Source organism: Allorhizobium borbori (genome assembly GCF_014196535.1).
In the GTDB taxonomy this organism is placed as follows: domain Bacteria; phylum Pseudomonadota; class Alphaproteobacteria; order Rhizobiales; family Rhizobiaceae; genus Ectorhizobium; species Ectorhizobium borbori.
Window position 1 is genome coordinate 89,875 of the sequence record NZ_JACIDU010000002.1, and the last position, 26,813, is coordinate 116,687.

A 26,813-nucleotide genomic window follows, 5' to 3' on the forward strand; every position below is an offset into this window, starting at 1 on the left:
TGCAAACGGACCGCAGGACTTGAGTTTGGCGCGAGGAGGGGCTGGGACGCGCCCAATTGGAAGGACGAAAACAATGCGCTTTGACAGGTTCCACCGCCGACAGTTTCTCGGCATGCTCTCCACGCTTGCCGCCGCCGGCCTGACCGGCGCGGTTGCCCCCGCACTGGCCGCAGGCAGGGCCAATAACGGCCAGTACGACATTCAGGAAATCGTCGATGCCGGCCACAACTTCTTCGGCTCCACCAGTGGCGGCCTCGCGAAAGTGGTGGAAAAGGCTTTCGAACGCTACGGCCTGCCCAACGGCTATATTCTCGGTCAGGAAGGCTCCGGTGCCTTCATCGCCGGCCTGACCTATGGCGAGGGCGAGCTTTATACCAAGAATGCCGGCCAGCATCCCGCTTTCTGGCAGGGGCCCTCGCTTGGCATCGATTACGGCGGCCAGGGCGCCCGGGCCATGATGCTCGTCTATAATCTGCCCTCCGTCGATTCGCTCTACAAGCGGTATGGCGGCGTCAGCGGGTCAGCCTTCATCGTTGCGGGGTTCGGCATGACGGTGCTGTCCAACAACAATGTGCTGCTGGTGCCGATCCGCACCGGACTGGGAGCGCGGCTGGGCGTTAATCTTGGCTACCTCAAGCTGACCCGATCACCGACCTGGAACCCGTTCTGAACACGGGACGAGTGGAGGTTTGCGGGCTTGCCCGCTTGCGGTCGCCCGGCCCCCATGGTCTAACGCAAGGGAACAACCGGCGGAGGACAAAGAACAGTCGTGATCGAATACGCACTCCTGTTCGCATTGGGTTTTCTGACGGCCGCTCTCATTGCCGTGGCGATTGCGCCGGCCATTCACCGGCGCGTCGTTGCCTATACGGAGCGGCGCATCTATGCCACCATGCCGATCAGCCCGGCCGAAGTGCGGGCCCAGAAGGACATGGAACGCGCCGCCTTTGCCACCGAGGCCGCCCGCCTAGGCGATGATCTGCGCCGCGAGCGTGACGCCCGCCTTGCCGCGCAAAAGAACGCGGAGGATGCGACGGCGGAGACAGCCCGCCTGACGGCTGAACACACTGAACTTCATCACCATATCGAGGAAATGAACACGGCCGCCGCCGACCTGCGGGCCGAGGCCCGCCGGGCGACCATGCATAACGGCGACCTCAAGGCCGCGCTCAACCTCTCCCAGACCACCATCGATACGCTGCGGCGGGAAATAGACCTGCATGAGGAACGCGCCCGCCGGCTGGAAGTCGATGTTTCCGGCTGCCGCATCGATCTGGCCGCCCGTGACGCGGAAATCGAGAACCTGAATTCACGCATGCAGGCACTGCGCCATGAGCGCGACGCGCTACGCGCCGATTACACGTACACGAGCAGCAATCTTTCCAGCCTCGAACGCCGCTCCGGCCAGTCGGAAGGCAAGCTGGCGCGGCTGGAGCAGAAGGCGCTCAGACAGGCCGCAGATCTGGCCGACATGGAAAACCGGCTGGAACGCCGCACCCGCGAAGCGGACCGGCTGCGCGATCGCCTGCGCGATGCGCTGAAACAGAAGGAAAGCTATCGCATGACGCTGAAATCCGCCGGGATCGAGGAACCGAACGCAACCGGTGAGGCCTCGGCTGAAACCGCACCAGCCGACAGCGCGCCGCACCAGAACACCCCCGATGCCGCCCGCCTGAAACAGCGCGGCGAACACCTGATGCAGCGCATTCTGGACGCAGCCGATGACAGCGACGACCATGCCCTGCGCGAGGAACTGGCCGAACTCGCGGCCGCCGTCACAGCCCATGCCGGTGAAGGCAAGGCCGCCCAGCGGGTCCGTGACATCCTGATCGCCAGCCCGCCCTACAGCGGCCGCGGCCGGATCGGCCTCGCGAGCCGCATCAAGACCGCCATGGCCGAACGGGAGCTGGGGCGGCGGCTGTAAACGAAGCGCGGAAGAGTGGGATAACCCGAACGCCTCAGATTTTTCCCTGCAACTGCGCAATCCGGTAAAGCGCAAGCCCCGCCGCCATGGCCACGTTCAGGCTGTCGAGCTGCGGGCGCTGCGCAATACGCGCCGTGCGAAACCGCGACATCACCGCCGGCGGCAGCCCCTCGCCTTCCGTGCCCATGACCAGCGCCATGCGCGGGCTGACGGGAATATCGCCAATCTCGACCTCGCCGCGCGGGGAAAGGCCCCAAACGGCAAAACCGGCGGCGTCGAGCCGCCCCAGAAGGTCAAGCATATCGCCTTCCCGGACATAGGGCACCGCCAGAACGGAACCAACCGAGACCCGCAGGGCCTTGCGATAGAGCGGGTCACAGCTCGTCGCATCCAGCATCACCGCATCCGCGCCGAAGGCCGCGGCGTTGCGAAACAGGCTGCCGGCATTATCGTGGTTGGAAATGCCGCAACCGGCAAGCACAAGCGCCCGCTCCGGCAGGCCGGCAATCAGCGCCTGCGCATCGAAACCCGCCTCTGGCCGCACCCCGATGGCGAGCACACCACGATGCATGTTGAAGCCGGCAATGGCATCGATAACGGCGGCGCTGGCAACATAGATCGGCACATCATCGGGAAAATCCGAGAGAATATCGGCAAGGCCGGCAAGCCGGTTTTCCAGCACGAGGATGGTTTCCGCCCGGAACCGCCCCTTGCCATGCGCCGCCGCCAGCATGCGCAGAACCACCGTGCCTTCGACCACGAAACGCCCCTGCCGCCCGACAAGATCGCGCTCGCGGATGTCGCGGAAGGCCGCGACCCGCGGATCGGCGGGATCGTCGATGGCGATGGGGGCGCCCAAGGCTACTCGCCCACCGCGATGGTGGCGGCAATGCGGCCCGTCGTCATGTCGAACACATAGGCGCGCGCGCCGCCATCCGCTGCCTTGCCGTAGAACAGCACCTGCGTGCCCGAAAGCGACACGTTCGAGACGGTGAAGCCGGCCGGCAGCGCTGCAATCAACTTCAGAGGCTGGTCGGAAGGAATAAGAGTAGCGGAGCTTGCCGCCGGTGCCGGGGCCGCCGCCTTGCCACCCCAGACCTTGTAGACAACCGCGCCGAAGACCGCCATAAGGCTGACGAACATGATAAGGCCGGAGACGATCTGCAGACGGATCATCTTGCGGCGAACATTATCCATAACCGGGTCGAGCGGCTTTTCACCCTCGGCTTCTGGTTCGATGTGCGACATGACAACCCCGTTTCTGGTCCGTTTCCGGCGTTTGAAAGAAAAGAATGAGCGATCCCTTTAAACAAGCCGAAACGGCAAGGAAAGTCCTGATCGTGCCGGAAGACGCCAGCGGCCGTCTGGATGCATGGCTGGCCGGTGCGCTGGACGGCGAGATTTCCCGCAGCCGCCTCAAGGCGCTGATCGAAGGCGGCTCGGTTTTCGTCGGTGGCGTCGCCATCACCGAACCGAAGCGCAAGGTCCATCCGGGCGACACGATCGAGATCGGCATGCCGGAACCGGAAGACCCGGAGCCCAAGGGCGAGGACATTCCCCTGGATGTACTCTACGAGGATGAAGACCTGATCGTGCTGGTCAAGCCCCCCGGTCTCGTCGTCCATCCCGGCGCCGGCAACTGGACCGGCACCCTCGTCAACGCGCTCATTCACCATTGCGGCGACAGCCTGTCCGGTATCGGCGGCGTGCGCCGCCCCGGCATCGTTCACCGGCTGGACAAGGATACGACCGGCGTCATGGTGGTGGCCAAGAACGACGCAGCCCATCGGCATCTCGCCGCACAATTCGCCGACCATGGCCGCACCGGCCCGCTCGAACGCGCCTACAAGGCCATCGTCTGGGGCCGTCCCGACCGGCTGCACGGCACCATCGACGCACCGCTCGGTCGCGCCGGCGATCGCACCAAGCGCACCGTGAAGCGCGAGGACAGCGACGACGCCCGCGAAGCCATTACCCATTATGAGGTGCTGGAGCGCTTCCGCGAAAAGCCGGACGCCACCTGCCTCGCCTCACTGGTGGAATGCCATCTGGAAACCGGCCGCACCCACCAGATCCGCGTCCACATGGCCCATATCGGCCACCCGCTGATTGGCGACGCGGATTACGGCGCGGCCTTCCGCACCAAGGCGAACCTGCTGCCGGCCGAGGCGAAGGCCATCGTCAACGCCTTTCCGCGTCAGGCACTCCACGCCTTCATGCTCGCCTTCGAGCACCCCCGCACCGGCGAGACGATGCATTTCGAATCTCCGCTACCGGCGGATATGGAAGCACTGGCCGAGGCGCTCAGGGGGTAAAGGCAGGCAAATGCCGCCCCATCCGGCAGGCAACCGCGACAAAGTGACGATTTTTTTGATTCATCACACAGCCGTGACCCTGCCGCCTATTGAAACACGGTTCCGCCGCACTTAATTGTTAGATCGCAGACACGGGTTTCCATGAAACCGTGCCGACAAGGCTTGCCCGCATGGGAGCCATTTCTTTCGTCGCGCGTTGAACCGGATATGGTTCCGCCGCGTAGAAATGACAAGGGGAGCCGATTGACAAGGAGGGTGCTCTATGGCCCGCAATGCATTGCCGTCGATTATGGCCGGGGAAGCCGGTCTGAACCGGTACCTCGATGAAATTCGCAAGTTCCCGATGCTGGAGCCGCAGCAGGAATACATGCTCGCCCGGCGCTATCAGGAACATGGCGACCGCGACGCCGCCCACAAGCTGGTGACAAGCCATCTGCGCCTCGTGGCCAAGATTGCCATGGGCTATCGCGGCTATGGCCTGCCGATCGGCGAAGTCGTGTCCGAAGGTAATGTCGGTCTCATGCAGGCCGTCAAGAAGTTCGATCCTGAGCGCGGCTTCCGTCTGGCGACCTATGCCATGTGGTGGATCAAGGCCTCGATCCAGGAATATATCCTGCGCTCCTGGTCGCTCGTCAAAATGGGTACGACCGCTAACCAGAAGCGGCTGTTCTTCAACCTGCGCCGCATGAAGGGTCGCATCCAGGCCATCGATGATGGCGACCTGCGCCCCGATCAGGTTGCGGAAATCGCCACCAAGCTGAAGGTCTCCGAAGAGGAGGTGGTGTCGATGAACCGCCGCCTTTCCGGCGATGCCTCGCTGAACGCACCGCTGCGCGCCTCCGAAGGCGAAGGCGGGCAATGGCAGGACTGGCTGGTGGATGACAGCGAAAGCCAGGAAGACATTCTCATCGAACAGGATGAACTGGATACCCGCCGCAACATGCTGGCGCGCGCTATGAGCGTTCTGAACGACCGTGAGCGCCGCATCTTCGAGGCCCGCCGCCTTGCCGAAGAGCCGGTGACGCTGGAAGACCTGTCCACCGAGTTCGACATCAGCCGCGAACGCGTGCGCCAGATCGAGGTTCGCGCCTTCGAAAAGGTACAGGAAGCCGTACAGAAGCAAGCGCTTGAAGCCGCCGCGGCCCTGAAGGTGGTCGACGCCTGATCGCGCTTCTATCGGCTTTGAAACATTCGGAAGCGTCCGGCCCATGGTCGGGCGCTTTTTCGTTTAAGCGTCAACCCTCCGTGTGTGCCGGCCGAATGCCGCGCACCGCAGCGAAGGCCAACCCAGCGGAAAGCGCACCGAACAGCCAGAGCCAGGGCGCCTGCGCCGCAATAGCTGCCGCATCACCGCCTGAAACACCGGACACCGCTGCCAGCCAGCCGGCTGAGCCCGCCCCGACGATGGAACCGCAGGTGGCCAATGTCGGCAAGACGGCGCTGACGCGTGCCCGCACCTCCGGCGCCGCATCCCTGACGATCGCTTCGTTCAGCAGCCCCCACACCAGCGCAAAGGCCGTTCCAACCGCGACTTGCCCGAGAACGATCAACGGCAACGCATGAAAGGCGAAGCCACCGGCGATCAGCAGCATACCCGCCACTTCGAACAGCGGCCCGGCATGCAGCAGGCGGCGGCGCGCGGCCTCGCTCTCTGCATTGCCGGCAGGGATGGCAACGGCGCTCCAACTCAATGCCATGGTCACGACGACGAGACCGGTCCACACCGGCGAGAGGCCGAAGGCGCGCTTCAGCAACAACGCCAGAAACACGGTCGTCGTGCTGTGGGCGGCCGACATCAGAAACAGCACCCAGCTTCCCCGCCCGGTGACCGTGCGAAAGCCGAAAAGACCGGGCGGCAGGAACCGCACCTTCTGTCGCACATCGAACCGGAAAGCCAGGACAGAAACCAGGATGCCGGCGGGAATGGCAAGTGCGGCGGCGGGCTCTGCCGGCAGGGCGGAAGGCAGCGACAGAATGAGGACCGCGGCAAGGCACAATGCCGGCGACACGCGGCCGGGAAGCGTCACCTGGCCGTCGCCGATCTTTTCCCCTGCCCCGCGCGGCGCAACCATCAAAGCCACCGCCAGAAATGTGATGAGCAGGGGAAAGGCGACAGCAAGCCCCGCCCGCCAGCCGGAAAGCTCGGTCGCCAGTCCGCCGGCCATGGGGCCAAGCAGCGCGGCAACAGCCCAAACCGCCGCTTCCAGCGAGAACACCCGCGCAATCAACCGTGCCGGAAACAGTGAGGGGATGAGGCCATAGCACAGGGCAACGATCCAGCCGGCGGCAAGGCCGTGCGCCAGACGCCCGGCAATCAGTGCCGCCATGACCGTGGCGGTAACGCCCAGAACCATGCCGGCAAGATGCAGCAATCCGGCCGCCACAAGCGCCCGCCTTGCCCCGAACCTCTGTCGCAACAGCGTCGCCGTCACGCCGCCCGTCACCACACCGGCATAGAAGAGCGACCAGGCCCAGGGCAGAAACCGCACCCCGTGCAAATCGAGAACCGCGACCGGCAGAACCGGCGCAATGGCAATCTCGTTGAAAGCATGAAGACCGATCCCAAAGGACACCAGCAACGTTCTCGGCAGGAGATCGCGGCTAAAAAGGTCTGCCCAGCGTCCTCGCGGTACGCTCGGGCAGGTCGCAGTCGTCTCGGTCATGGGTTCTCCTTGCAGCGTGATTGTCGCGACGCTACAATCTCAAGCTCACTTGAGGTCAAGTCCTTCAGGACGGGAAAACGAATGGCGCCCAAAGAACTTTCCGTCGGCGAGGTCGCCCGCCGCAGCGGCGTCGCGGTTTCGACACTGCATTTCTATGAGGCGGAGGGGCTCATTCGCAGCGAGCGCACGGCTGCCGGCCATCGCCGCTATGGGCGCGACGTGTTACGTCGCATCGCGATCATTCGCATCGCCCAATCGGTTGGCCTGTCGCTTGCCGAAATCGCCGCCGCCTTCGCAACGCTGCCAAAGGGCCGCACACCCTCCGCCCGCGACTGGACCCTTCTCTCGCAGGACTGGCGCGACAGCCTGACCGCCCGGATCAACCAGCTCACGCAACTGCGCGACAATCTCGACGGCTGCATCGGCTGTGGCTGCCTGTCGCTGGAGACCTGCCCCCTCTGGAATGACGGTGACCGGCTGGCGAAACGCGGCCCCGGCCCGCAACGGATGCTTGACGCCTGCGCCTTACCTGCTAACCTCAAGCCATGATCAATTCCGTGTCCACCTTCGCGAACCGACGCCGTTGCCATGCTGCAAAGCGGGGCGCGTTGGCGTTTGCGGAAATGAGAGGCAGCAGGTCGTGATCTGACCGCCGCTTCCGAAACCGGAACCAGACCCTGCCCGCGACCCGCCGGCAGGGTTTTTCTTTATCCAGCAACCGTCGAACAAGGAAAACGACATGGATTCGACACCCGTCACGCAGTTCATCCCCGCAACGCCCGCCGATGCCGCGCTCATCCGCGACATCGTTCGCGCGGCCTACAAGCGATGGGTGGCGGTGATCGGGCGTGAACCGATGCCGATGCGGGTGGACTACGAAAAGGCCGTTACCGACCACCGGATCGAACTCCTGAGCCACGACGGTCTTGTCGTCGGCGTGATCGAAACCATGCTGCACGACGATCACCTCTGGGTCGAAAACATCGCCATTTCGCCAGTCGAACAGCGCAAGGGCCACGGCAAACGCCTGCTGGCGCGTGCCGAAGAGCAGGCAAAAGCAGCGGGCAGGGCCGAAATACGCCTGCTGACCAACGCCGCCTTCGACACCAATGTCGCGCTCTACCAGCGCACCGGCTACGTCATCACCCGCACGGAGCCCTTCATGGGCGGCACGACGGTCTATATGACGAAGGCGCTCTCCGGCGTCTGACCGCTTTTGGGGAGAACGGCAAGCGGTGCGATCCCCGGTACGGGGAGACCCACCGTCAGCCGCTATACCTCCCGAGGTGGAGAACGGCATCCGCAAAGGCATCCGGTGCCTCCTGCGGCAGGTTATGGCCGATGCCGGGCAGAATGCGCCGCACGTAGAAAGCGGTGAAATGCGGCGCATCGTAATCACGCGCGGAGGGCGGGTCCACACCGTCATCCGCACCCTGCAACACCATTGTTGGCACGGCTATATCCGGCTGGCGGGCCAGTTGCGCCTCAATGGCCGCAAACGCGGGATCACCCGGAATCCCACCGAAACGGTGCCGGTAGGAATGGATCACCACATCGACGAAATCGGGATTGTCGAAGGCGGCTGCACTCAGTGCAAAGGTTTCACTGTCGAAGGACCAGCTCGGCGACCAGATCGTCCAGATATATTCGCAGACGCCCCGACGGTTCTCGACAAGCGCCCGGCGACCGCGCTCGGAATGGAAATAATACTGGTACCAGTAGCGCGCCTCCTCCTCCGGAGACACCGGCTGGCCGGCGGCGGCAATGTTCTGGATATTGTAGCCGGTGCCGCAACTGACGAGACCCAGCACCCGCTCCGGCCAGAGCGCCGAAACGATGCAGGCAGCCCGCCCACCCCAATCATAACCGCCGAGCAGAGCACGATCGATGGCAAGCGCATCGAGCAGCGCCAGAAGGTCCGCGCCAAGAGCCGCCTGCTCGCCGGAACGCGGTGTCTGCGCGGATAGAAAGCGGGTCGCGCCATAACCGCGCAGAAACGGCACGATACACCGATGGCCTGCCGCCGCCAGCCTGTCGGCAACCGCATCGAAGGCGTGAATATCATAGGGAAAACCATGCAGCAGCACGGTCGGCAACCCGTCTTTCGGTCCGGTTTCCCGGTAGGCGATTTCCAGCACTCCGGCGGTGACCGTTTTCATGCTCTGCCTCTCCATGCGCGTTTCCCCGAACCCGAGGTTTATGCATGGCAGAGTTTCACGCGGAGAAGAAGTCAGCAATCTTGAAGCGACAGATCAATTCCGCTGTCGGCAGGACAAGGAAAAGGCCGGGTCGCCCCGGCCTCGTCTTGTCTCACTGCTGGGCGCCTTCGGCCTGTTGCCACTGGGCAATCGCCTTGTTGAAGGCCTCCGTACCGGTCACGCCCTTTTCCATGGTGATCAGGGCGCGGCGACCGTTGCGATAGGTTACCGGAATATCGATCCAGTCGCGGGTCTTGAGCAGTTCCAGATTGGTCGCGCGGGCATCCGGGAAGTCGTTGAGCGCGATCATGTGGAAATCGTCCGTGATGCGAGCCGGAACGGCGATCAGGGCGTTGCCGCGATCCTGTTCGGTCCGTTTCATCGAAATGCGCTGGACGCTTTCGATCGCCCCGCCCTCGAAACCCGGAGGCAGCGAGAACACGATTTCCACCAGATGGCTGGCCGGAAGCGACGGATCGGAATTACGCTTGAAGGTGACCAGTGCCGTCAGGCTGCGGCCCGGCACGGTAATCGTGCCCTGAATGACGGCCTGCGGCCGACCGGCATCATCCTTTTCCTCGCGCGCTTCCCAGGTTACGCCGCCCTCGATGGCTGTCGGCGTCGACTGGCCGAGCATCTCCTCGTAGAGATACATCTTCTCGCCGGAAGCGACCGGTGCCGTGGCGGTAGCGCCGCTCTGTCCACCGGCCGGTTGCTGCGTTTGCGGCGGCGGCGCGACATTCTGCTGGGCAACCGACTGGCCTTCGCCGGTCGGCGCGCCACCGGCACCGCCGGCAGCCGGACCTTCGTCCACTTCCTTGCCGTCTACCGTCAGTCGCTGGGTAAACTTGGTGGCCGTCGCGCCATCATCGATCTTATGGGCCGGATCGACCGGCTTCGCGACACCATTGCCAGGCGTCGACGTACCATTGCCGGTGGCCACGACCGGCGTACCGGAAGGCGTCGACGGGCCGTTGAAGAGGTTGGTCAGCGAATCGCGGTTCAGCCACAGCGCATAACCGCCGCCGGCCAGAAGCAGGATCGCGAGACCCGCAAGACCGATCTTCGCGATGTTCGGGCGCGGCTTCGGCACAGCGCGATAGGGATAGGCCGTTTCGCCAGCCAGTCGCTCCTCGCCTTCGGTGATCGCAGGCTTTTCGGCAGCGGGCCGTTCCTCGGCAACGGGAGCCGCCGGGGCGGCACCGGTCGCGGCTTCCGGAGCCTTGCCGGCATCATAACCGATCAGTGCCTCGAAATCGCGCCAGGCGTCGTTGACGTCAGGATTGGCAGCAGCAGCCGGAGCAGCCTTGGGAACGGACGCCGCGGGCTCGACCGGCTGGGCGACCCGGCCTTCGAGATAGGCGTCGAAATCATCGATGATGGAATCGGCGGCGCGACCCGTATCCTGAGCGGCCGGGGAGACCGGTGCGGCAGGCAACTCGACCTGTCCATGCGAGGGCCAGTCCCAGCCACCGTCATCCGGCTTGGTTTCGGCCGGGGCAGACGACGCCACCTCGGGCCAGTGCGGCAATTCGGGTGCCGCAGCCGTCAGAGGCTCTTCAGGCGCAAAGGTCGGTTCGATCTCCGGCTCGTGGTTGACCGGCTCGAAAACGGGTTCCGGAGCCACCGGTTCCAAGGCCACCGACTCATGTGGCGCGGGCTCCTCGAGCACACGATCGGACGCGGCAACCGGCTCGGCCGCCTCTACATAGTCTTCCGGCGCGGTTTCCTCAGCCTCATGCACGGGCCGGTCGTCACCATAGCCGGCCTCGACCTGCTCGCGCGTCTCCACCGTGTCGCTGTAGGCCGCCGGCTCCTCATAGGGGGAATGGGCAGTCTCAGGCTCGGAGGTGCGGGCCGGTTCCTCGTAGCCGGCGGCGTCGTGGGTGGCCGCCTCGTGATCGACGTCAGCAGCAGGCTCGGCATGGGCGTGCTCGTTCGCGACCGGCTCGGACGGATAAACCTCGGCGGCGGGTTCCTCCTGTGGCACGGGCGCTTGGTAAACAAGCGCTTCCTCTGCGGATTCCGCCGGAACGGGCTCAGGCTCGGCGACCGGGACAGGCGTTATGCCGTCGTCGGCCGGCAACGCTTCCGCATGCTCGGCCTCGACCTCGATGATCGCTTCTTCAAGCTTCGAAAGCTGACGCTGAAACAACGCCTCCGGCGGGCGCGGCTTCATGCTCTCCAACTGCCGCACAACGGCACTGCGAGCCTTGTCGTAAACCTTCACCCGCATTTCGGGCGTATTGTTCGCCAAGCCGTCGACAGCACGGCGAATAACCGCGACAAAATCCGCCATCAGTTCCTTCTCATGCTCTCCGGCCCAAACGCCGGATAGGTAATTGCAGGGGCCGGAAGGCCATCCCGAGCCACGCGGCGACCTTAATCCTCAAAGGGATCGGTCACAAGTATCGTATCGTCGCGCTCAGGGCTGGTCGAAAGCAAGGCAACCGGCGCACCGATCAGTTCCTCCACCTGCCGGACATACTTGATCGCCTGGGCGGGCAGATCCGCCCACTTGCGTGCGCCAACGGTGGATTCCTTCCAGCCTTCAAGCGTGATGTAGATCGGCTCGATGCGCGCCTGCGCGCCCTGGCTCGCCGGCAGATGATCGATTTCCTGACCGTCCAGCTTGTAGCCAACACAGATCTTCAGTTCGTCCAGACCATCGAGAACGTCGAGCTTCGTCAGCGCGATGCCGGTGATGCCATTGGTGGCCACCGACTGGCGCACCAGCGCCGCATCGAACCAGCCGCAGCGGCGCTTGCGGCCCGTGACGGTGCCGAATTCATGGCCGCGCGTGCCCAGGAAATCGCCGATCTCGTCGGTCAGTTCGGTCGGGAACGGGCCTTCGCCGACACGGGTCGTGTAAGCCTTGGTGATGCCGAGAATATAGCCGAGCGAACCCGGCCCCATGCCCGAACCAGCGGCGGCCTGACCGGCCACGGTGTTGGACGAGGTCACGAACGGATAGGTGCCGTGGTCGATGTCGAGCAGCGAACCCTGAGCGCCTTCGAACAGGATGCGCTTGCCGGCGCGGCGCTCGCGGTCAAGCAGCGTCCACACGGTATCGCGGAACGGCAGAACCTGATCGGCAATCGATGTCAGTTCCGTCATGATCGCCTCATGCGCCACTTCCGCAACGCCCAGACCGCGACGCAGCGCATTGTGGTGCGTCAACAGGCGGTCGACCTTGCCCGGAAGCGTGTCGAGGTCGGCAAGGTCCATGAAGCGGATGGCGCGACGGCCAACCTTGTCCTCATAGGCAGGGCCGATGCCGCGCCGGGTGGTGCCGATCTTGGTGCCGCTGTTGGAGGCGGCGTCTTCGCGCATGCCGTCCAGTTCGCGGTGCAGGGAAAGGATGAGCGTGGCGTTGTCGGCGATACGCAGGTTTTCCGGGGTGATCTTCACGCCCTGCTTCTCGATACGGCCGATTTCGGCGATCAGAGCATGCGGGTCGACCACGACGCCATTGCCGATGACGGCAAGCTTGCCGGGGCGCACGACGCCCGAGGGCAGAAGGGAAAGCTTGTAGCTTACGCCGTCGATGACAAGCGTGTGGCCTGCATTGTGTCCACCTTGAAACCGGACCACGATATCGGCACGCTCGGAGAGCCAGTCAACGATCTTGCCTTTACCTTCATCGCCCCATTGCGAGCCCACAACCACGACATTCGTCATCGATAAATTCCTGTGCACGCCCGGGCGAAACTCGCTCCCGGGCCATTCCAAACCCGCGCATCTATAATGGTTTGTTTTGCGGAAAGCGACTCCGTTTACGCGGCAAAAATAGGCTTTTTTACGTGACAAACGGATGCGCCGCGCGGTATTTGCCAATATCTTCGGCATTCGCCGCTTCATTCTTTCCTTAAAACCAGCACGCGAACGGTCAAGCCCCTTGTCCCGCAAAGCCTATTTCTTTCTCGTCGTCGCCACCCTTCTGTGGGCCGGAAATACCATCGCCGGCAAGCTGGCCGTCGGCCATATCAGCCCCATGGTGCTGAATGTCAGCCGCTGGGTTCTGGCCTTCGCGCTGATCGTCGCCGTTTCGGTACCGCAACTGAAGCGGGACTGGCCGCTGATGCGCCGGAACTGGATGCTGCTGATTGCCTACGGCGCCTTCGGATATTCGCTGTTCAACGGCCTGCTCTATACCGCGCTCACACTCACCAGCGGTGTCAATGGCGCCATCGAGCAGGCGATCATCCCGATGCTGATCTTCATCATCAACTATGCCTTTTTTGGCGTCCGCGCCTCCGTGGCCCAGCTTCTCGGCTTCGTCCTGACCATTGCCGGCATCGCCGTCACCGCCTCGCACGGCAATCTCGCCGCCCTTCTGGAACTCGACGTGAACCTCGGCGACCTGCTCGTGATCGCCGCCGCAGCCGTCTATGCCATTTATACGATCGGCCTGCGCTGGAAACCCGCCATAGGCTGGCAGAGCCTGATGGCCGCCTCCGCCTTCGGCGCCATCGTCGGCGCGGTCCCGATGCTCTTCTGGGAACTTTCCCGCGAGGCCGCCATCCTGCCCGACACGCGCGGCTGGATGATCGTGCTTTACGCCGGTCTCCTGCCCTCGCTGATCTCGCAGATCTTCTGGGTCAAGGGCGTCGAGGTCATCGGCGCCAACCGCGCCGGCCTGTTCATCAACCTCATTCCGGTCTTCGGCACCATTCTGTCCGTCGCCTTCCTGGGGGAAGCCCTCAGCGGCTTCCACGTCGTCGCGCTCATCCTCGTCACCGCTGGCATCGCCATTGCGGAAAAGGGCAAACCGCGAACCTGACGGGGCGCATGAAAAATGGCCGGAACCACCTCCCGAAGGAGAGGGACCGGCCAAGATGGCAGTTCGACGCAGAAAGCCGGCAGGGCCGGAGAATTCAGGTTCAGGGCGACAAGCCAGGAAGGTCACGCATCTTCCTGATGGCTTGCCGTCCTGAACCCTTCGGAAAGCCTCAAAGGGGCTGTTCGGCGGGGACAGAGCCAGTCAGCACGCCATAGTCGACGCTTTCCTCCTCCGCCGGGGCGGACGGAAGGAGAATGAACGGATTGGTTTCGATGCGAACGGCGGCAAAGGCGCGTTCGACATCCGAAGAGGTCAGGGCCAGCCGGTCGAGCGGCAGAACGGCATCGGTTTCGGCGTTCCAGGCGGCGCGGATGGCAATGGAACGACCGTCAATGCAAGAACCGAACGCCGCGCAGTAACGCTGCGGGAATAGGCTCGAAGCTTCAGGCAGGGCCTGCGCCGAACCGGTGCCCTGGACGACCGATGCAAAGCCGTGGGCGAAGCCACCCGGGCCGATGGCGAAAGCCGGGTTGGCAGCCAGAAGAAGGCCAGTCAAAATAAGTGCCGTGTTACGCATGACTCTGATCCCTGTTTTTCAAACGAGCGGTTTTTCCGCCCTGTCGTTTTATGCGAGGGATCATCCCCCGGCGTTTTTCCGGACCGCTTCATGCGGGAAACAACCCCTTGTCCGTCTTGAAAACGAAGATACACGGCAGGCTTTCCCGTCCGCTTAAATGGAAAGATACAAATTTATCGAATCGCATTTTTGGGAGTAACCGCTGAATGCGCGCTATTTGGCATCAGCGCGAACGCAAATTGATGCTTTTCCGAACGCGGAGAATTGCCTAAGCCGGAAATCAAGACACGCGAGCGACAGGAGATGTCCGGATGGGCCTGCCCTTCTACTGGAACGAACTCAACACCTACGACTTCGCCGGCCTCGACCCGGAAAAGACCGTTGCCATCCTGCCCATCGCTTCGACCGAGCAGCACGGCCCGCACCTGCCGATCGCCACCGACGTGGCGATTGCCACCGGCATGCTCGCCGAATATCGCCGCCAGAAGCCTGCGGATCTCGCCACGCTGGTTTTGCCCATGCAGGAAATCGGCAAGGCCAATGAACATATCTACGGGCCGGGCACGCTGTCCTTTGGCTGGGATATCCTCATCCTCGCCTGGACCGCCATCGGTCAGAAGGTGGCCGAGGCCGGCATCCGCAAGCTGGTGATCGTGAATTCCCACGGCGGCAATCTCGATGTCATGCACATCGTCGCCCGCGAACTGCGCGTCAAATACCAGATGCAGGTCGTATCCACGCAATGGACGCGCTTCGGCTATCCCGAAGGCTTCGTCAGCGAGCATGAACAGAAGTTCGGCATCCATGGCGGCGATGTCGAGACATCGCTGATGCTGCATTTCCGGCCCGATCTGGTGCGCATGGAAAAGGCGCAGAACTTCGTGTCGAACGCCGAAAAGCTGAAGGCGCATTCGCGCTTCCTCCAGCCGCTGCCGCCCCATTCGCTGGCCTGGATCGCCCACGATCTCAACGAAAACGGCGTGGTGGGCGACGCCTCCATCGCCACCGCCGAACGCGGCGAGATCATCGCCCGCCACCAGATCGGCGGCTTCGTGGAAATGGTTCAGGATCTCGCATCCTGGCCACTGTCCAACCTTTATTCGGAATAAGGCGGACTCAACCGTCCCGGCGCTCGATGGTCGGCGGCACGGCGCCGCTGGCCTGCAATTCGCGGATCATGGCCGAAAGCTCGGTCAGCAGATATTCCACGAACAGCGTCGCCGCTGCATCGAGTGGCGCGCGGGCGCGGGTGAAGATCTTCATGGCCTGATGGCGCACGTAAGGTTCGGTCAGCGGCCGAAAAACCAGTTCCCCGCGCAGGCACTCCGCGATCACGTCGAGCGGATTGAGCATTGAAAGCCCACTGCCCTGCTTCACCATCTTCTTCATCAGTTCGACCGAATTAGTCTCCAGCACCGGCTCCACCGGCAACGCCAGCGGCGCGAGCGCCAGATTGATGGCGTTGCGCAGGCTGTTGCCGGGGCAGGAAAGCACCAGCTTCTCGTCCAGAACCTCCAGTGGATCGATGGCGTCGAAGGCCGCCAGCCGGTGCCCCGGAGGCATCACCACCCCCACCGGCACATCGAAATTGGCGAGCGTGCGAATGCCCGGCGTCGCGGGAATGTTGAAGCCGAGGCCAATATCCGCCTCCCCGGTCAGAACCGGCGGCAGGGTCGCCGAACCTGCATCGTTGAGAAGCAGGATGCGAACGCGAGGATGCTGCTCCATGAAGCGCGACAGAACCTCCGGCAAGGGGCCGGCAGCGAGGCCGACCGTGGTGACGATCGACACCTTGCCCGCCTGTGGCATCTTGAGACCGCGAATGCGCGACTCCAGTTTCTCGTAATTTTTCAAAACCTCACGAATATGCTCGATGCAAAGTTCACCGGCAGCCGTCAACCTCAGGCCGCGCGGCAACCGCTCGAAGATCGGCGCACCAAACTCCTCTTCCAGCGCCAGAATCTGACGATTGACCGCCGAAGACGCCACATTCAGCCGTGCCGCAGCCTTGCGAATGGAGCCGCAGCGGGCGATTTCATCGATATATTGAAGCTTGCGGGAATGAAGCATAGGCACACTCTTGCTTAAAAACTAATCAGACAGCATGATTTGCGAACAAAGTTTTAACCGCTGCCGAAAAAGCATCATTGCGCACGAATTTTGGTGCTTTTCAAAGAGCAACGCAACGGGTCAAATGCAAAAGAGGGCGTGAAAACCCAATCCGTCAGCGCTCCAGAAGGGGAATATGCGATAATGAGCAACACCTTGACGTCGAAGACTTTTCTCGCCGCGTTCGGCCTGTTCGCCGCGGGCCTCGCTGCCCAGCCGGCGGCGGCGCTCGATGAAGTGACCTATGGCACCAACTGGCTGGCCCAGGCCGAACATGGCGGCTTCTACCAGGCTGTGGCCGACGGTACCTACGAGAAGTACGGCCTCAAGGTGAAGGTCGTGCAGGGTGGGCCGCAGGCCGCCAACCGCTCGCTGCTGATCGCCGGCAAGGTCGATTTTTACATGGGCAGCCCGCTCGGTGAACTCGATGCCGTCAAGGAAGGCATTCCGCTCATCGACGTCGCCTCGATCTTCCAGAAGGACCCGCAGGTTCTGCTCGCCCATCCGGATGCCGGCGTCGAGACGTTCGCCGACCTCGCCAAGCTCGAGACAATTTTCATGGGCAAGGACGGCTACGTCACCTATTTCGAGTGGATGAAGAAGAACTTTGCAGGCTTCTCCGACGGCCAGTACAAGCCCTACACCTTCAACCCGGCCCCCTTCATCGCCGACAAGAAGTCCGCCCAGCAGGGCTATCTGACATCCGAGCCCTATGAAATCGGCAAGCAGGCCGGCTGGGAGCCGAAGGTCTTCCTTCTGGCCGATAACGGCTACAACCCCTACTCCACGATGATCACCGCCAAGACGGATCTCGTCGAGAAGAAGCCGGATCTCGTGCAGCGCTTCGTCGATGCCTCCATCGAGGGCTGGTACAACTACCTCTACGGCGACAACAAGGCCGCCAACGAGTTGATCAAGAAAGACAATCCGGAAATGACGGATGAGCAGATCGCCTATTCCATCGCCAAGATGAAGGAATACGGCATCCTGATCTCCGGCGACGCCGAAACCAAGGGCATCGGCTGCATGACCGACGCGCGCTACAAGGCGTTCTTCGATGAAATGGTGAAGATTGGCGTGGAGCCGGCTGACCTCGACTACAAGAAGGCCTACACGACCAAGTTCGTGTGCAAGGGCGTTGGAATGGCGCTCAAGAAGTAAGGCCATCGAGCCGCCGCGCTACCCCCCGGCGCGGCGGCTTTTCTTCCAGCCGGGAACCCTGATTTGATGACATCGCCTTCCGCCTCCCCTCATCCCGCGAAACGACCCCTGGTCGTGATGAAATCGGTGTCCAAGGTGTTCTCCAGCGGAACGCTTGCGCTTTCGGATATGTCGCTCACCGTGGAAAGCGGCGAGTTCATCAGTCTTCTCGGCCCCTCCGGCTGCGGCAAGTCCACGGCGTTGCGTATCATCGCCGGCCTCGGCGATGTCTCTGCCGGCAGCATTGACTGGCCGAGTTCCCGCATCAATTCCCGCGGCCTGCCCGAAGGCGATATTTCCTTCGTCTTCCAAGAGCCGACGCTGATGCCCTGGCAGACGGTGTTCGGCAATGTGCACCTGCCGCTGAAACTCAAGGGCGTTTCAAAGGCCGCCGCCCGCGACGACATCATGGCCGCGTTGACGACGGTGGGTCTCAAGGACTTCGCCGACGCCTATCCGCGCGAACTGTCCGGCGGCATGAAGATGCGCGTGTCCATCGCCCGCGCGCTCGTGACCAAGCCGAAGCTGCTCCTCATGGACGAGCCTTTTGCGGCTCTTGACGAAATCACCCGCCAGAAGCTCAACGACGACGTTCTGAAGCTCTGGAAGGATACGGGCATTACCGTGATCTTCGTCACCCATTCGGTGTTCGAATCCGCCTATCTCTCCAACCGCATCGTGGTGATGAAAGCCCGGCCCGGACGGGTTCACGCCGATTTCCCGCTGACGACCAGCCTCGAACGCGGCGAACTCTACCGTTCGTCGGAGGAATACCGGCAGGCCTGCGAAATGGTGTCGAAGACGCTTCTGGACGCCATGGGCGGCGTGGAGGAACACTGATGAGCGACGTGACAACCCCGATCCCCGTTCCGAAGCGCCCGTGGAAACACCGCGATACGGCGTTGCGCGTCATCATCCCGGTCCTGATGGTGCTGGCTCTTCTCGGCATCTGGCAGGCGATCGTCACGATCAACGCCATCCCGCCCTATATTCTGCCCGGCCCGGTTCTCGTGGCGCAATCGCTGGTCAAGGACTGGGGCACCCTGTTCCCGGCCCTGATGGTGACCACACAGATCACGCTGATATCGCTGGCGCTGGCGCTGGCAGGCGGCGTTGGCTTTGCCGTTTTCCTCGTTCAGTCGCGCTGGATCGAAACGGCGTTTTACCCCATCGCCGTCATCCTGCAGGTCACGCCCATCGTCGCCATCGCGCCGCTGATCCTGATCTACGCGCCCTCGACGCAGGTGGCGCTTCTCATCTGCGCCTTCCTCGTCGCCTTCTTCCCCATCCTTTCGAACATGGTGCAGGGCCTGAAGAGCGTCGATCACAACCTGCTCAATCTTTTTGATCTCTACGGCGCTTCCCGCTGGCAGACACTGCTTTATCTCAAGCTTCCGGCATCGCTGCCCTATTTCATGACCGGCCTTCGCATCGGCGGCGGTCTGGCGCTGATTGCCGCGGTGGTGGCGGAATTTGCCGCCGGTTCCGCCGGCGCCGGTTCCGGCCTCGCCTTCCGCCTGCTGGAATCGCAATACCGCCTCAACATTCCGCGCCTCTTCGCCGCGCTGTTCATGCTGTCGGTGCTCGGCGTCGTCATCTTCATGCTGACTTCGTTCATCGCCTGGCTCAGCCTGCATCGCTGGCATGAAAGCAGCCTGAAACGGGAAAACTGATGCCCAACGACTTTCTCACCCTGCCCGTAGCGCCGCGCTATCGTCTGGCGAACGCCACCCTGCCCGCCATCTGCGTGAAGGGTTACGAAGCGCCCGCCGCCGAAGGGCTTGTCAAGGCCGATCTCATCGTCGCCGATGGCCGGATCGAAGCCATCATCGCCCCCGGCACATTCCCGGAAGACCTGCCGGTTGCCGATCTGCGGGACGGCATGGTGTGGCCGACCTTCACCGAAATGCACACCCATATCGACAAGGGCCATATCTGGGAGCGCACCCGCAATCCCGACGGCACCTTCATGGGCGCGCTGGAAAATGTCGGCCTCGACCGCACCGCCCACTGGAACGCCGCTGATGTGCGCGCCCGCATGGATTTCTCGCTGCGCTCGGCCTACGCGCACGGCACAGGCCTGCTTCGCACCCACCTCGATTCCATCGCGCCGCAGCACCGCATTTCGTTCGAGGTTGTCGCCGAAATGCGCGAGACTTGGAAGGGCCGCATCGACCTTCAGGCGGTCGCTCTCTTCAACATGGATCACGTTTATGACGAGACCTATTTCGCCGATCTTGTCGCCACCGTGAAGCGCACCGGCGGGCTGCTGGGCGGCGTGCCGCAGATGTGGCCCGACCTTCACGAACGGCTCGACATCGTGTTCCGCGCGGCGGCCGAAAACGGCCTCGACATCGACTTTCATGTCGATGAAACGAAAGACCGCGAGGTGCTGGCGCTGGAGGCCGTGGCGGAGGCCAAGCTGCGCAATGGCTTTGAGGGCGCAGTTTCCGTCGGCCATTGCTGCTCGCTCGCGCGGCAGGAGGAGGATGTGGCGAAACGGGTGATCGAAAAGGTGGCGAAGGCTGGCCTCAACGTCGTTTCGCTGCCCATGTGCAATATGTACCTGCAGGACCGTGAGGCAGGCCGCACTCCCCGCTGGCGCGGCGTCACCCTGTTCCACGAACTGACGGCGGCAGGCGTTTCCACCTCCGTCTCCTCCGACAATACCCGCGATCCCTTTTACGCCTATGGCGATCTCGATGCCGTCGAAGTGTTCCGCGAGGCAGTCCGCATCCTTCATCTCGACCACCCGCTGGATGACGCCGCGCGTGTCGTCACCGTCACGCCGTCCGCAGCCCTTGGCCGTGCCGAAAAGGGCGTGATCACCCCCGGCGGCCCCGCCGATCTCGTGCTTTTCAGCGCCCGGCGCTGGAGCGAGTTCCTATCCCGTCCGCAGGCTGACCGCATCGTGATGCGGAATGGCATGGGCATCGACCGCAGCCTGCCGGATTATCGCGACCTTGACCCGATTTGCTCTGGAGCATGACATGCCCGATCTTGACGCCCTGAAAAAAGACCTCGAAGGCATAGCAATCGAGGACAATCCGGCGCTGGTGCGCCAGAAGAGCCGTGACTTCTATTGGTATTCCCCGGTTCTCAAGGACCAGCTCGACAAGGTGGTCGGCGACATGGTCGTGACCCCGAAGGACGAGGCGGAAGTGATCCGTGTGCTGAAGGCCGCCTATGCCCACGGCGTTCCGGTCACGGCGCGCGGCGGCGGCACCGGCAATTACGGGCAATGCATGCCGCTGTCCGGCGGCATCATCCTCAACATGCTCCAGATGAACGCCATCAAGGAAATCGCGCCGGGCCGCGTGTTGGCTCAGGCCGGCATCATCACTGCCGATCTCGACCGCATCTGCAAGGAAAAGTCGGGGCAGGAACTGCGCTTCCACCCCTCCACCACCGGCACGGCAACGCTGGGCGGCTTCGTGGCGGGTGGTTCAGGCGGCGTCGGCTCCATCCATTGGGGCGGCCTGCGCGAACTCGGCAACATCCTCAAGCTGCGCATCGTCACCATGGAAGCCGAACCGCGCGTGATCGAGCTGGAAGGCTGGGATCTGCACAAGGTCAGCCATGCCTATGGCACCAACGGCATCATTACCGAAGTCGAGATGCCGCTTGCGCCTGCCTATGACTGGGTGGACGTGATCGTCGGCTATGACGACTACATGGACGCCGTGCGCTTCGCCGACAATCTTGCCCAGCGTGATGGCGTTCTGCTCAAGGAACTGGCCGTCATCAACGCGCCCGCCCCCTTCGACTATTTCACCCGTCACCGCCCCTTCCTGAAGGAAGGTCAGGCCATCGTGGTGCTGATGGTCGCGCCGCACTCCATGGGGCCGCTCGAAGCCTTCATCGCCCAGCGCAAGGGCGACCTGCGATTCCGCTCGGACAAGGTGGAAAGCATGAAGGGCATTCCGCATGCCTATGAACTGGCATGGAACCACACAACGCTGCGCGCCCTGAAGCTCGACACCAACATCACCTATCTGCAGGTGCAGTATGGCAGCCCCGATCACGTCGCCAAGGTCGAGCTTATGGAAAAGCTGACCGGCGCGGACATGATCGGCCACCTCGAATTCATGCGCTTCAACGGCACCATCCAGTGTGCGGGCCTGCCGCTGGTGCGCTATACCACGCCCGAAAAGCTGGAAGCGCTGATCCGCCTGCACGAGGAAAACGGCTGCCCGATCTTCAACCCGCACCGCTACACGCTGGAAGAAGGCGGCATGAAGCAGACGGACACCGTGCAGCTTGCCTTCAAGCAGGAAACAGACCCCAAGGGCCTGCTCAACCCCGGCAAGATGATCGCCTGGGAGAACCCGGATTTCGACTTCACCGCGGGCAAGAACTATCTCTTCCCCGGCCTTGCCGCGCTTGAAGGGTAACGTCTGATGCGCGTCCTCGTGCTCCACTCCCACCCGGTCGAATCGAGTTTCGGCCGGGCCCTCCATGACCTGACGGTGGAAAGCCTGAAGAAAGCCGGCCACGAGGTGGATGACTGCAATCTCTACGAGGAGGGCTTCGACCCCGTGCTCTCCCGTCACGATCGGCTCGTCTACCACGACTATCCCGAGAACACGAAACTGGTGTCTCCCTATGTCGAGCGGTTGATGAAGGCGGAAGCGATTGTCATCGTCACACCCATCTGGAACTTCGGTTTTCCCGCTATCCTCAAGGGTTATTTCGACCGGGTATGGGTGAAGGGTGTATCGTTCGGGCTTGAGGACGGCAAGCTGACCACGACGCTCAAGCACATCCGGAAATCGGCGGTGGTCTTCACCTACGGCTCGACACGCTGGCGGGCTTTCCTCGCCGGCAATCCGCCGAAGAAGGTGGTCTCGCGCTGGCTGCGCGCTCATTTCGGTTTCGACAAACCGTTCCGCTTCATGGCTCACTACGACATGAACAATTGCACGCCGGAAACCCGTGCCCGGTTCATGGACAAGGTGAAGGCTGAAATGGAAGCGTTCTGAAACGGAAAACGCCGCGCCCGAAACGGGGCGCGGCGCTGGTCCTGAAGGGTTCAGGCGTTATCAGGACGCCCAGCGGCCTTCATACTTGAATTCCGGAGCGCTCTTCAGCGCTTCCTTGGTGGTGTCCATGGAAGCCGACCACTTCTTGTCCGGCTCCGTGTAGAGGATGTTCACCGCATCCGGGCTGACGATCACATACTTCTCGCCGATCCCGAGGAAGCCACCGACCGACACGACATAGCCGGAGAGCATGCCATCGGAGATGATGAGATCCTTGATCTCACCGATCGTGGCCTTGGCCGGGTCGGTGATCGTCAGGCCGACGAGGTTATAGCTCAGCACGTCAGTCGGTTTTGCAATCACGAAGACCTCCGACGCAGTTACGGGAGCCGTCGCAGTCGGCGAACCGGTGGCCGGCGCCATCTGGGCCGGTGCCGTCTCGGCAGGTGCCGGAGCGGCCGACTGGGCATGGGCGAACGAAGCCATGGCAGCGGTGGCGGCAAGTGCAAGAATAATTCGACGCATGATTAACTCCTTCAATTGCTTCATCTTTTGTTCGATTGTGCAACTGGGAAACGTCGTCACCGCAAAAATGGTTCCGAAAAAAAATCGGCCTTCGCTTACAAGGCTGACGGGAGGTTCGCCGTTAACCGTGTTTCAATACGGGCCGTTAATCGTTACGATTTAGTTTATTTCTCTCGAACCGCGCGGCCTGTTCCCGGCGCGGCCTCACTGGCGCAGTGCGGCTGAGATGAGCCCATGCGAGCGGGAGAAATGGAAACGATGCGTGCTCTTTCGGCGATCCTCTTTCTGACGCTTTTTCTGGCGGGCTGCGCCACAGCGCCATCACGCATCACCAATGCCTGCGCGATCTTCGAGGAAAAAGACAGCGTGTTCGACAACTGGCGGCGGCAGGCCCGTTCCGCCTCGCGGGAATATGGCGTTCCCGTGCCGGTGCTGATGGCGACCATCTACACCGAATCCGGCTTCCGCGCCCGCGCCAAGCCGCCACGCAAATATCTGCTGGGCTTCATTCCCTGGGGCCGCATTTCCTCGGCCTACGGCTATGCGCAGGCGCTGGACGGCACCTGGGCCGCCTACAAGCGCCAGACGGGCCGCTGGTCGGCGAGCCGCACCGATTTCGGCGACGCCATCCGCTTCGTCGCCTGGTACCACGCCACCAGCGCGCGGGTGAACGGCGTCAGCCTCACCGATACCTACAGCCTCTATCTGAACTATTATTACGGCCACAAGGGCTTCGCCTCCGGCCAATGGCGCGGCAATCCCGCCATCCAGAAAGCCGCCCGCCGCTCCGCCAACATGGCGAACAATTATGCGGGCCAGCTTCGCGGCTGCTAAGGGAGCCCAAAGGCTCCCTCGCGGTCCACGTCAGGCCGGCGCCTTTGCCGCCGTCACCTCCACCTCGACCAGAAATTCCGGTCGGGTGAAGCCGGAGACGATGATGAGCGTCGAAACCGGTTTCGGGTCCAGCGTATAGCGATCGCGCACAGCCATGTAGGGCGCGAAATCCTCGCGCCTGGTGACGAAGGCCGAAATGCGGATAACATCGGCGAACGTCATCCCCGCCTCTTCCAGCACCGCCTTGCAGGCTTCGAAGCAAAGCTCGGCCTGCGCCGTCACATCCGGCGGGATCGTATCGTCCGGCCGGATGCCGAGCTGGCCGGAGGTGACGAGAAGCCCCGCCCCCGGCGGCACGTAGAGGCCATGATTATAGTGCCCGAACGGCTTGCGCACCGAAGACGGGTTGAAGACCTGCTTCGTCATCGTCATTCGTCCCAGCCGCAGACGCCCTTGATTTCGAGAAAATCATGGATGCCCCAGTCCGCATATTCGCGGCCGTTGCCCGACTGCTTGTAGCCGCCGAAGGGTGCTGCCGTGTCCCAGTCCGGGAAGTTGATGTAGACATTGCCGGTGCGCAGGCGAGACGCCACCTGACGCGCATGGGCCCGATCCTTGGAATGCACGTAGGAGGCCAGACCGTAAACCGTGTCGTTGGCAATCTCGATCGCCTCTTCCTCACTCTCGTAGGGCAGGATGGCGATCACCGGCCCGAAGATTTCCTCGCGCGCGATGGTCATCTGGTTGTTGACGCCACCGAATACGGTGGGGCGAATGTAATAGCCGCGGTTCAGCCCGTCCGGACGGCCCGGTCCGCCGGCCACCAGCGTCGCACCTTCCTCGATGCCCTTTTCGATGAGCGCCTGGATCTTGTTGAACTGGATCTTCGAAACCACCGGGCCAAGATTGGTTTGCGGGTCGAGCGGATTGCCCACCTTAAGGGATTCCGCCGCCACCTTGGCATAGCCCAGCGCCTCATCGTGGCGCTCGGCCGGCACCAGCATGCGCGTCGGGGCGTTGCAGGACTGGCCGGTATTGCTGAAGCAATCCGTCACACCCTTCTTCACCGAATATTCGAAATCGGCATCGCGCAGGATGATGTTCGGCGACTTGCCGCCCAGTTCCTGCGAAACGCGCTTCACCGTATCCGCCGCCGTCTTGGCGACGATGATGCCCGCCCGCGTCGAACCGGTGAACGACACCATGTCGACATCCGGATGGCCGGACATGACCTGACCGACATCCGGCCCCGTGCCGTTCACGAGATTGAAGACGCCCTTCGGCACACCCGCCGCATGCATGATCTCGGCGAAGATGATGCCGGAAATCGGCGCGACTTCGGAGGGCTTCAGGATCATCGTGCAGCCTGTGGCAATCGCCGGCGCCACTTTGCAGGTGATCTGGTTCAGCGGCCAGTTCCACGGCGTAATCAGCGCGCAGACGCCGATCGGCTCACGCACGACCATGGTCTTGCCGCGCTGTTCGGTGAATTCGAAGGCTTCCAGCGCCTCGATGGTCGCCTTGATGTGGGCATAGCCGGAACCGGCCTGGCTGGATTTGGCGAAAGCAAGCGGCGCGCCCATTTCCTGACTGATGGCTGCACCAAGGTCATCGATCCGCGCCTCGTATTCCGCAAGAATGCGCTTCAGCAACGCCAGGCGATCGGCCTTCGGCCATTGCGAGAAAATCGGAAAGGCAGTCTTTGCCGCCGCAATCGCCTTTTCCACATCGGCCGCATTGCCGGCCGCGATCTGCGTGTAGACCTCCTCCGTCGAGGGATCGATCACGTCGATCACATCCGTGCCACTCGGTGCGACCCAGGCGCCGTCGATGTAGAATTTCAGGTTGTTGCTCATGCGAAAGGCTCCGGTATATCGGTTGGAGCCGCACTATTCATCAAGGTTGAAGGGTCTGCAAGGGCGAAGAAACGGGAAACGGGTTCCCCCTCTGGCCGCCGCCATCCCGCCCGCAAGGCGAAGAACGATAGCAGCACGCATGGACCGACCGGTGGAGGATGAACGGGCCGACGGCTATCTCCCCCTTGTGGGGGAGATAGCCGGCAAGCAAGAGAGGGCCTTCCCCTTTTGCTCTGCTCACGCAAAGCGCGCGAGAAAGCCCTGAATGGCGGCGATTTCGTTCTGGCGGATATCGTGGCCGCCTTCGTGCCATTCCAGCGTCACCATCGCCTTGCTGCCCGTCAGATAGTCGGACAGCCCTTCCGTCAAGTCGGGCGGGCAGATCGGATCGCGCCGCCCGGCGGTGATGAGAACATCGGTGCCCGTGAGGTCCGCCGGCTTCGGCACGAACGGGATCAGCGGATGCATCAGCACCGCCGCGTCGAAGAGGCCGGGATGCTCGATCAGCACATTGGCGAGAATGTTTGCCCCGTTGGAATAACCGAGCCCGATGATGCCGACGGAATCGTTCAGCGCCTTCTGCGCCTGCACGAAAGCCGCCATCTTCTCCGTGGCGCGGGCGAGATCGGCCATGTCGTAATGGCCTTCCGCCCGACGTTTGAAGAAGCGTAGCGCGCCGTTTTCGGAGACATCGCCGCGCGGCGAGATCACCGAGGCTTCCGGCAGAAGCCGGGCGCCGAAATCGAAGAACTGGTTCTCATCACCACCCGTGCCGTGGAAGGTGAAGAGGATCGGACGGGCCGGAAGGCCCGTCTTTCCCTTGAACGTGTAGTCTTTACCGGTCATG

The 26,813-nt window shown here is 62.9% G+C and carries 27 protein-coding genes; 15 read left to right on the top strand and 12 right to left on the bottom strand.

Features of this window, described 5'->3' with window-relative positions; translation table 11 throughout:
- Positions 1-112: 112 nt before the first annotated feature.
- Together GGQ66_RS02475 and GGQ66_RS02480 are read left to right on the top strand one after the other, a co-directional pair.
- Entirely contained in the window at positions 113-670 is a 558-nt protein-coding gene (locus GGQ66_RS02475) for a DUF1134 domain-containing protein (protein WP_237358778.1), read from the top strand.
- A 99-nt stretch (positions 671-769) separates the two neighbouring features.
- On the top strand, positions 770-1,924 hold the full coding sequence (locus GGQ66_RS02480) for a coiled-coil domain-containing protein (protein WP_183789059.1): 1,155 nt from the start codon (positions 770-772) through the stop codon (positions 1,922-1,924).
- 34 nt (positions 1,925-1,958) lie between these two features.
- Here the strand turns inward: GGQ66_RS02480 and GGQ66_RS02485 are convergent, their stop codons facing one another.
- Together GGQ66_RS02485 and GGQ66_RS02490 are read right to left on the bottom strand one after the other, a co-directional pair.
- Positions 1,959-2,783 (bottom strand): TrmH family RNA methyltransferase, encoded by an 825-nt coding sequence (locus GGQ66_RS02485; protein WP_183789061.1) that lies wholly within the window; start codon positions 2,781-2,783, stop codon positions 1,959-1,961.
- A 2-nt stretch (positions 2,784-2,785) separates the two neighbouring features.
- Positions 2,786-3,172 (bottom strand): hypothetical protein, encoded by a 387-nt coding sequence (locus GGQ66_RS02490; RefSeq protein WP_183789063.1) that lies wholly within the window; start codon positions 3,170-3,172, stop codon positions 2,786-2,788.
- A gap of 44 nt (positions 3,173-3,216) precedes the next feature.
- Here GGQ66_RS02490 and GGQ66_RS02495 point away from each other — a divergent pair, with 44 nt between their 5' ends.
- Together GGQ66_RS02495 and rpoH are read left to right on the top strand one after the other, a co-directional pair.
- Positions 3,217-4,239, top strand: coding sequence for an RluA family pseudouridine synthase (locus tag GGQ66_RS02495; RefSeq protein WP_183789065.1), 1,023 nt, complete (start codon positions 3,217-3,219; stop codon positions 4,237-4,239).
- A gap of 262 nt (positions 4,240-4,501) precedes the next feature.
- On the top strand, positions 4,502-5,404 hold the full coding sequence (gene rpoH, locus GGQ66_RS02500) for an RNA polymerase sigma factor RpoH (RefSeq protein ID WP_183789067.1): 903 nt from the start codon (positions 4,502-4,504) through the stop codon (positions 5,402-5,404).
- 70 nt (positions 5,405-5,474) lie between these two features.
- Here rpoH and GGQ66_RS02505 read toward each other — a convergent pair whose 3' ends face one another.
- Positions 5,475-6,902, bottom strand: coding sequence for an MFS transporter (locus GGQ66_RS02505; RefSeq protein ID WP_183789069.1), 1,428 nt, complete (start codon positions 6,900-6,902; stop codon positions 5,475-5,477).
- Between the two features lie 81 nt (positions 6,903-6,983).
- On the opposite strand from GGQ66_RS02505, the gene soxR reads away from it, so the two are divergent.
- Both soxR and GGQ66_RS02515 read left to right on the top strand, forming a co-directional pair.
- On the top strand, positions 6,984-7,451 hold the full coding sequence (gene soxR / locus GGQ66_RS02510; RefSeq protein WP_183789071.1) for a redox-sensitive transcriptional activator SoxR: 468 nt from the start codon (positions 6,984-6,986) through the stop codon (positions 7,449-7,451).
- A gap of 190 nt (positions 7,452-7,641) precedes the next feature.
- Entirely contained in the window at positions 7,642-8,112 is a 471-nt protein-coding gene (locus GGQ66_RS02515) for a GNAT family N-acetyltransferase (RefSeq protein WP_183789073.1), read from the top strand.
- A 55-nt stretch (positions 8,113-8,167) separates the two neighbouring features.
- Here GGQ66_RS02515 and GGQ66_RS02520 read toward each other — a convergent pair whose 3' ends face one another.
- The 3 genes from GGQ66_RS02520 to GGQ66_RS02530 all read right to left on the bottom strand — a co-directional run bounded on the left by GGQ66_RS02520 (position 8,168) and on the right by GGQ66_RS02530 (position 12,781).
- Positions 8,168-9,061, bottom strand: a complete 894-nt coding sequence (locus GGQ66_RS02520; protein ID WP_183789075.1) for an alpha/beta fold hydrolase — start codon at positions 9,059-9,061, stop codon at positions 8,168-8,170.
- Between the two features lie 151 nt (positions 9,062-9,212).
- Entirely contained in the window at positions 9,213-11,399 is a 2,187-nt protein-coding gene (locus GGQ66_RS02525; protein WP_183789077.1) for a hypothetical protein, read from the bottom strand.
- Positions 11,400-11,482: 83 nt separating this feature from the next.
- Positions 11,483-12,781 (bottom strand): adenylosuccinate synthase, encoded by a 1,299-nt coding sequence (locus GGQ66_RS02530; RefSeq protein WP_183789079.1) that lies wholly within the window; start codon positions 12,779-12,781, stop codon positions 11,483-11,485.
- 217 nt (positions 12,782-12,998) lie between these two features.
- Here GGQ66_RS02530 and GGQ66_RS02535 point away from each other — a divergent pair, with 217 nt between their 5' ends.
- Complete coding sequence (locus GGQ66_RS02535) at positions 12,999-13,883, top strand: DMT family transporter (protein WP_183789081.1); 885 nt, start codon at positions 12,999-13,001, stop codon at positions 13,881-13,883.
- Between the two features lie 169 nt (positions 13,884-14,052).
- Here GGQ66_RS02535 and GGQ66_RS02540 read toward each other — a convergent pair whose 3' ends face one another.
- Positions 14,053-14,460, bottom strand: a complete 408-nt coding sequence (locus tag GGQ66_RS02540) for a hypothetical protein (RefSeq protein ID WP_183789083.1) — start codon at positions 14,458-14,460, stop codon at positions 14,053-14,055.
- A 311-nt stretch (positions 14,461-14,771) separates the two neighbouring features.
- On the opposite strand from GGQ66_RS02540, the gene GGQ66_RS02545 reads away from it, so the two are divergent.
- On the top strand, positions 14,772-15,569 hold the full coding sequence (locus tag GGQ66_RS02545) for a creatininase family protein (RefSeq protein WP_183789086.1): 798 nt from the start codon (positions 14,772-14,774) through the stop codon (positions 15,567-15,569).
- Between the two features lie 7 nt (positions 15,570-15,576).
- Here the strand turns inward: GGQ66_RS02545 and GGQ66_RS02550 are convergent, their stop codons facing one another.
- Complete coding sequence (locus GGQ66_RS02550) at positions 15,577-16,530, bottom strand: LysR family transcriptional regulator (protein WP_183789088.1); 954 nt, start codon at positions 16,528-16,530, stop codon at positions 15,577-15,579.
- Positions 16,531-16,713: 183 nt separating this feature from the next.
- Here GGQ66_RS02550 and GGQ66_RS02555 point away from each other — a divergent pair, with 183 nt between their 5' ends.
- The 6 genes from GGQ66_RS02555 (at position 16,714) to GGQ66_RS02580 (ending at position 22,751) form a co-directional block, all read left to right on the top strand.
- Entirely contained in the window at positions 16,714-17,730 is a 1,017-nt protein-coding gene (locus tag GGQ66_RS02555; protein ID WP_183789090.1) for an ABC transporter substrate-binding protein, read from the top strand.
- A 66-nt stretch (positions 17,731-17,796) separates the two neighbouring features.
- Entirely contained in the window at positions 17,797-18,609 is an 813-nt protein-coding gene (locus GGQ66_RS02560) for an ABC transporter ATP-binding protein (RefSeq protein ID WP_183789092.1), read from the top strand.
- Positions 18,609-19,442 carry an ABC transporter permease gene (locus tag GGQ66_RS02565; protein WP_183789094.1) on the top strand — a complete coding sequence of 278 codons (834 nt, stop codon included), beginning with the start codon at positions 18,609-18,611 and terminating at the stop codon, positions 19,440-19,442. Before GGQ66_RS02560 ends, GGQ66_RS02565 begins: the two co-directional genes overlap by 1 nt.
- Positions 19,442-20,758, top strand: coding sequence for a cytosine deaminase (locus GGQ66_RS02570; RefSeq protein WP_183789096.1), 1,317 nt, complete (start codon positions 19,442-19,444; stop codon positions 20,756-20,758). Before GGQ66_RS02565 ends, GGQ66_RS02570 begins: the two co-directional genes overlap by 1 nt.
- A gap of 1 nt (position 20,759) precedes the next feature.
- On the top strand, positions 20,760-22,163 hold the full coding sequence (locus GGQ66_RS02575) for an FAD-binding oxidoreductase (protein WP_183789098.1): 1,404 nt from the start codon (positions 20,760-20,762) through the stop codon (positions 22,161-22,163).
- Between the two features lie 6 nt (positions 22,164-22,169).
- On the top strand, positions 22,170-22,751 hold the full coding sequence (locus tag GGQ66_RS02580) for an NAD(P)H-dependent oxidoreductase (RefSeq protein ID WP_183789100.1): 582 nt from the start codon (positions 22,170-22,172) through the stop codon (positions 22,749-22,751).
- A 60-nt stretch (positions 22,752-22,811) separates the two neighbouring features.
- Here the strand turns inward: GGQ66_RS02580 and GGQ66_RS02585 are convergent, their stop codons facing one another.
- Positions 22,812-23,276, bottom strand: coding sequence for a PRC-barrel domain-containing protein (locus tag GGQ66_RS02585; RefSeq protein ID WP_183789102.1), 465 nt, complete (start codon positions 23,274-23,276; stop codon positions 22,812-22,814).
- A 258-nt stretch (positions 23,277-23,534) separates the two neighbouring features.
- Between GGQ66_RS02585 and GGQ66_RS02590 the strand changes: the two genes are divergently transcribed.
- Positions 23,535-24,110 (top strand): transglycosylase SLT domain-containing protein, encoded by a 576-nt coding sequence (locus GGQ66_RS02590; protein WP_183789104.1) that lies wholly within the window; start codon positions 23,535-23,537, stop codon positions 24,108-24,110.
- Positions 24,111-24,140: 30 nt separating this feature from the next.
- Here GGQ66_RS02590 and GGQ66_RS02595 read toward each other — a convergent pair whose 3' ends face one another.
- The 3 genes from GGQ66_RS02595 to GGQ66_RS02605 all read right to left on the bottom strand — a co-directional run bounded on the left by GGQ66_RS02595 (position 24,141) and on the right by GGQ66_RS02605 (position 26,812).
- On the bottom strand, positions 24,141-24,536 hold the full coding sequence (locus GGQ66_RS02595; RefSeq protein ID WP_370686275.1) for a RidA family protein: 396 nt from the start codon (positions 24,534-24,536) through the stop codon (positions 24,141-24,143).
- A 2-nt stretch (positions 24,537-24,538) separates the two neighbouring features.
- The gene (locus GGQ66_RS02600; protein WP_183789108.1) at positions 24,539-25,966 is read right to left on the bottom strand and encodes an aldehyde dehydrogenase family protein; all 1,428 of its coding nucleotides are present in this window, start codon (positions 25,964-25,966) and stop codon (positions 24,539-24,541) included.
- A 237-nt stretch (positions 25,967-26,203) separates the two neighbouring features.
- Entirely contained in the window at positions 26,204-26,812 is a 609-nt protein-coding gene (locus tag GGQ66_RS02605; protein WP_183789110.1) for an alpha/beta hydrolase, read from the bottom strand.
- Between the last annotated feature and the right edge of the window lies 1 nt (position 26,813).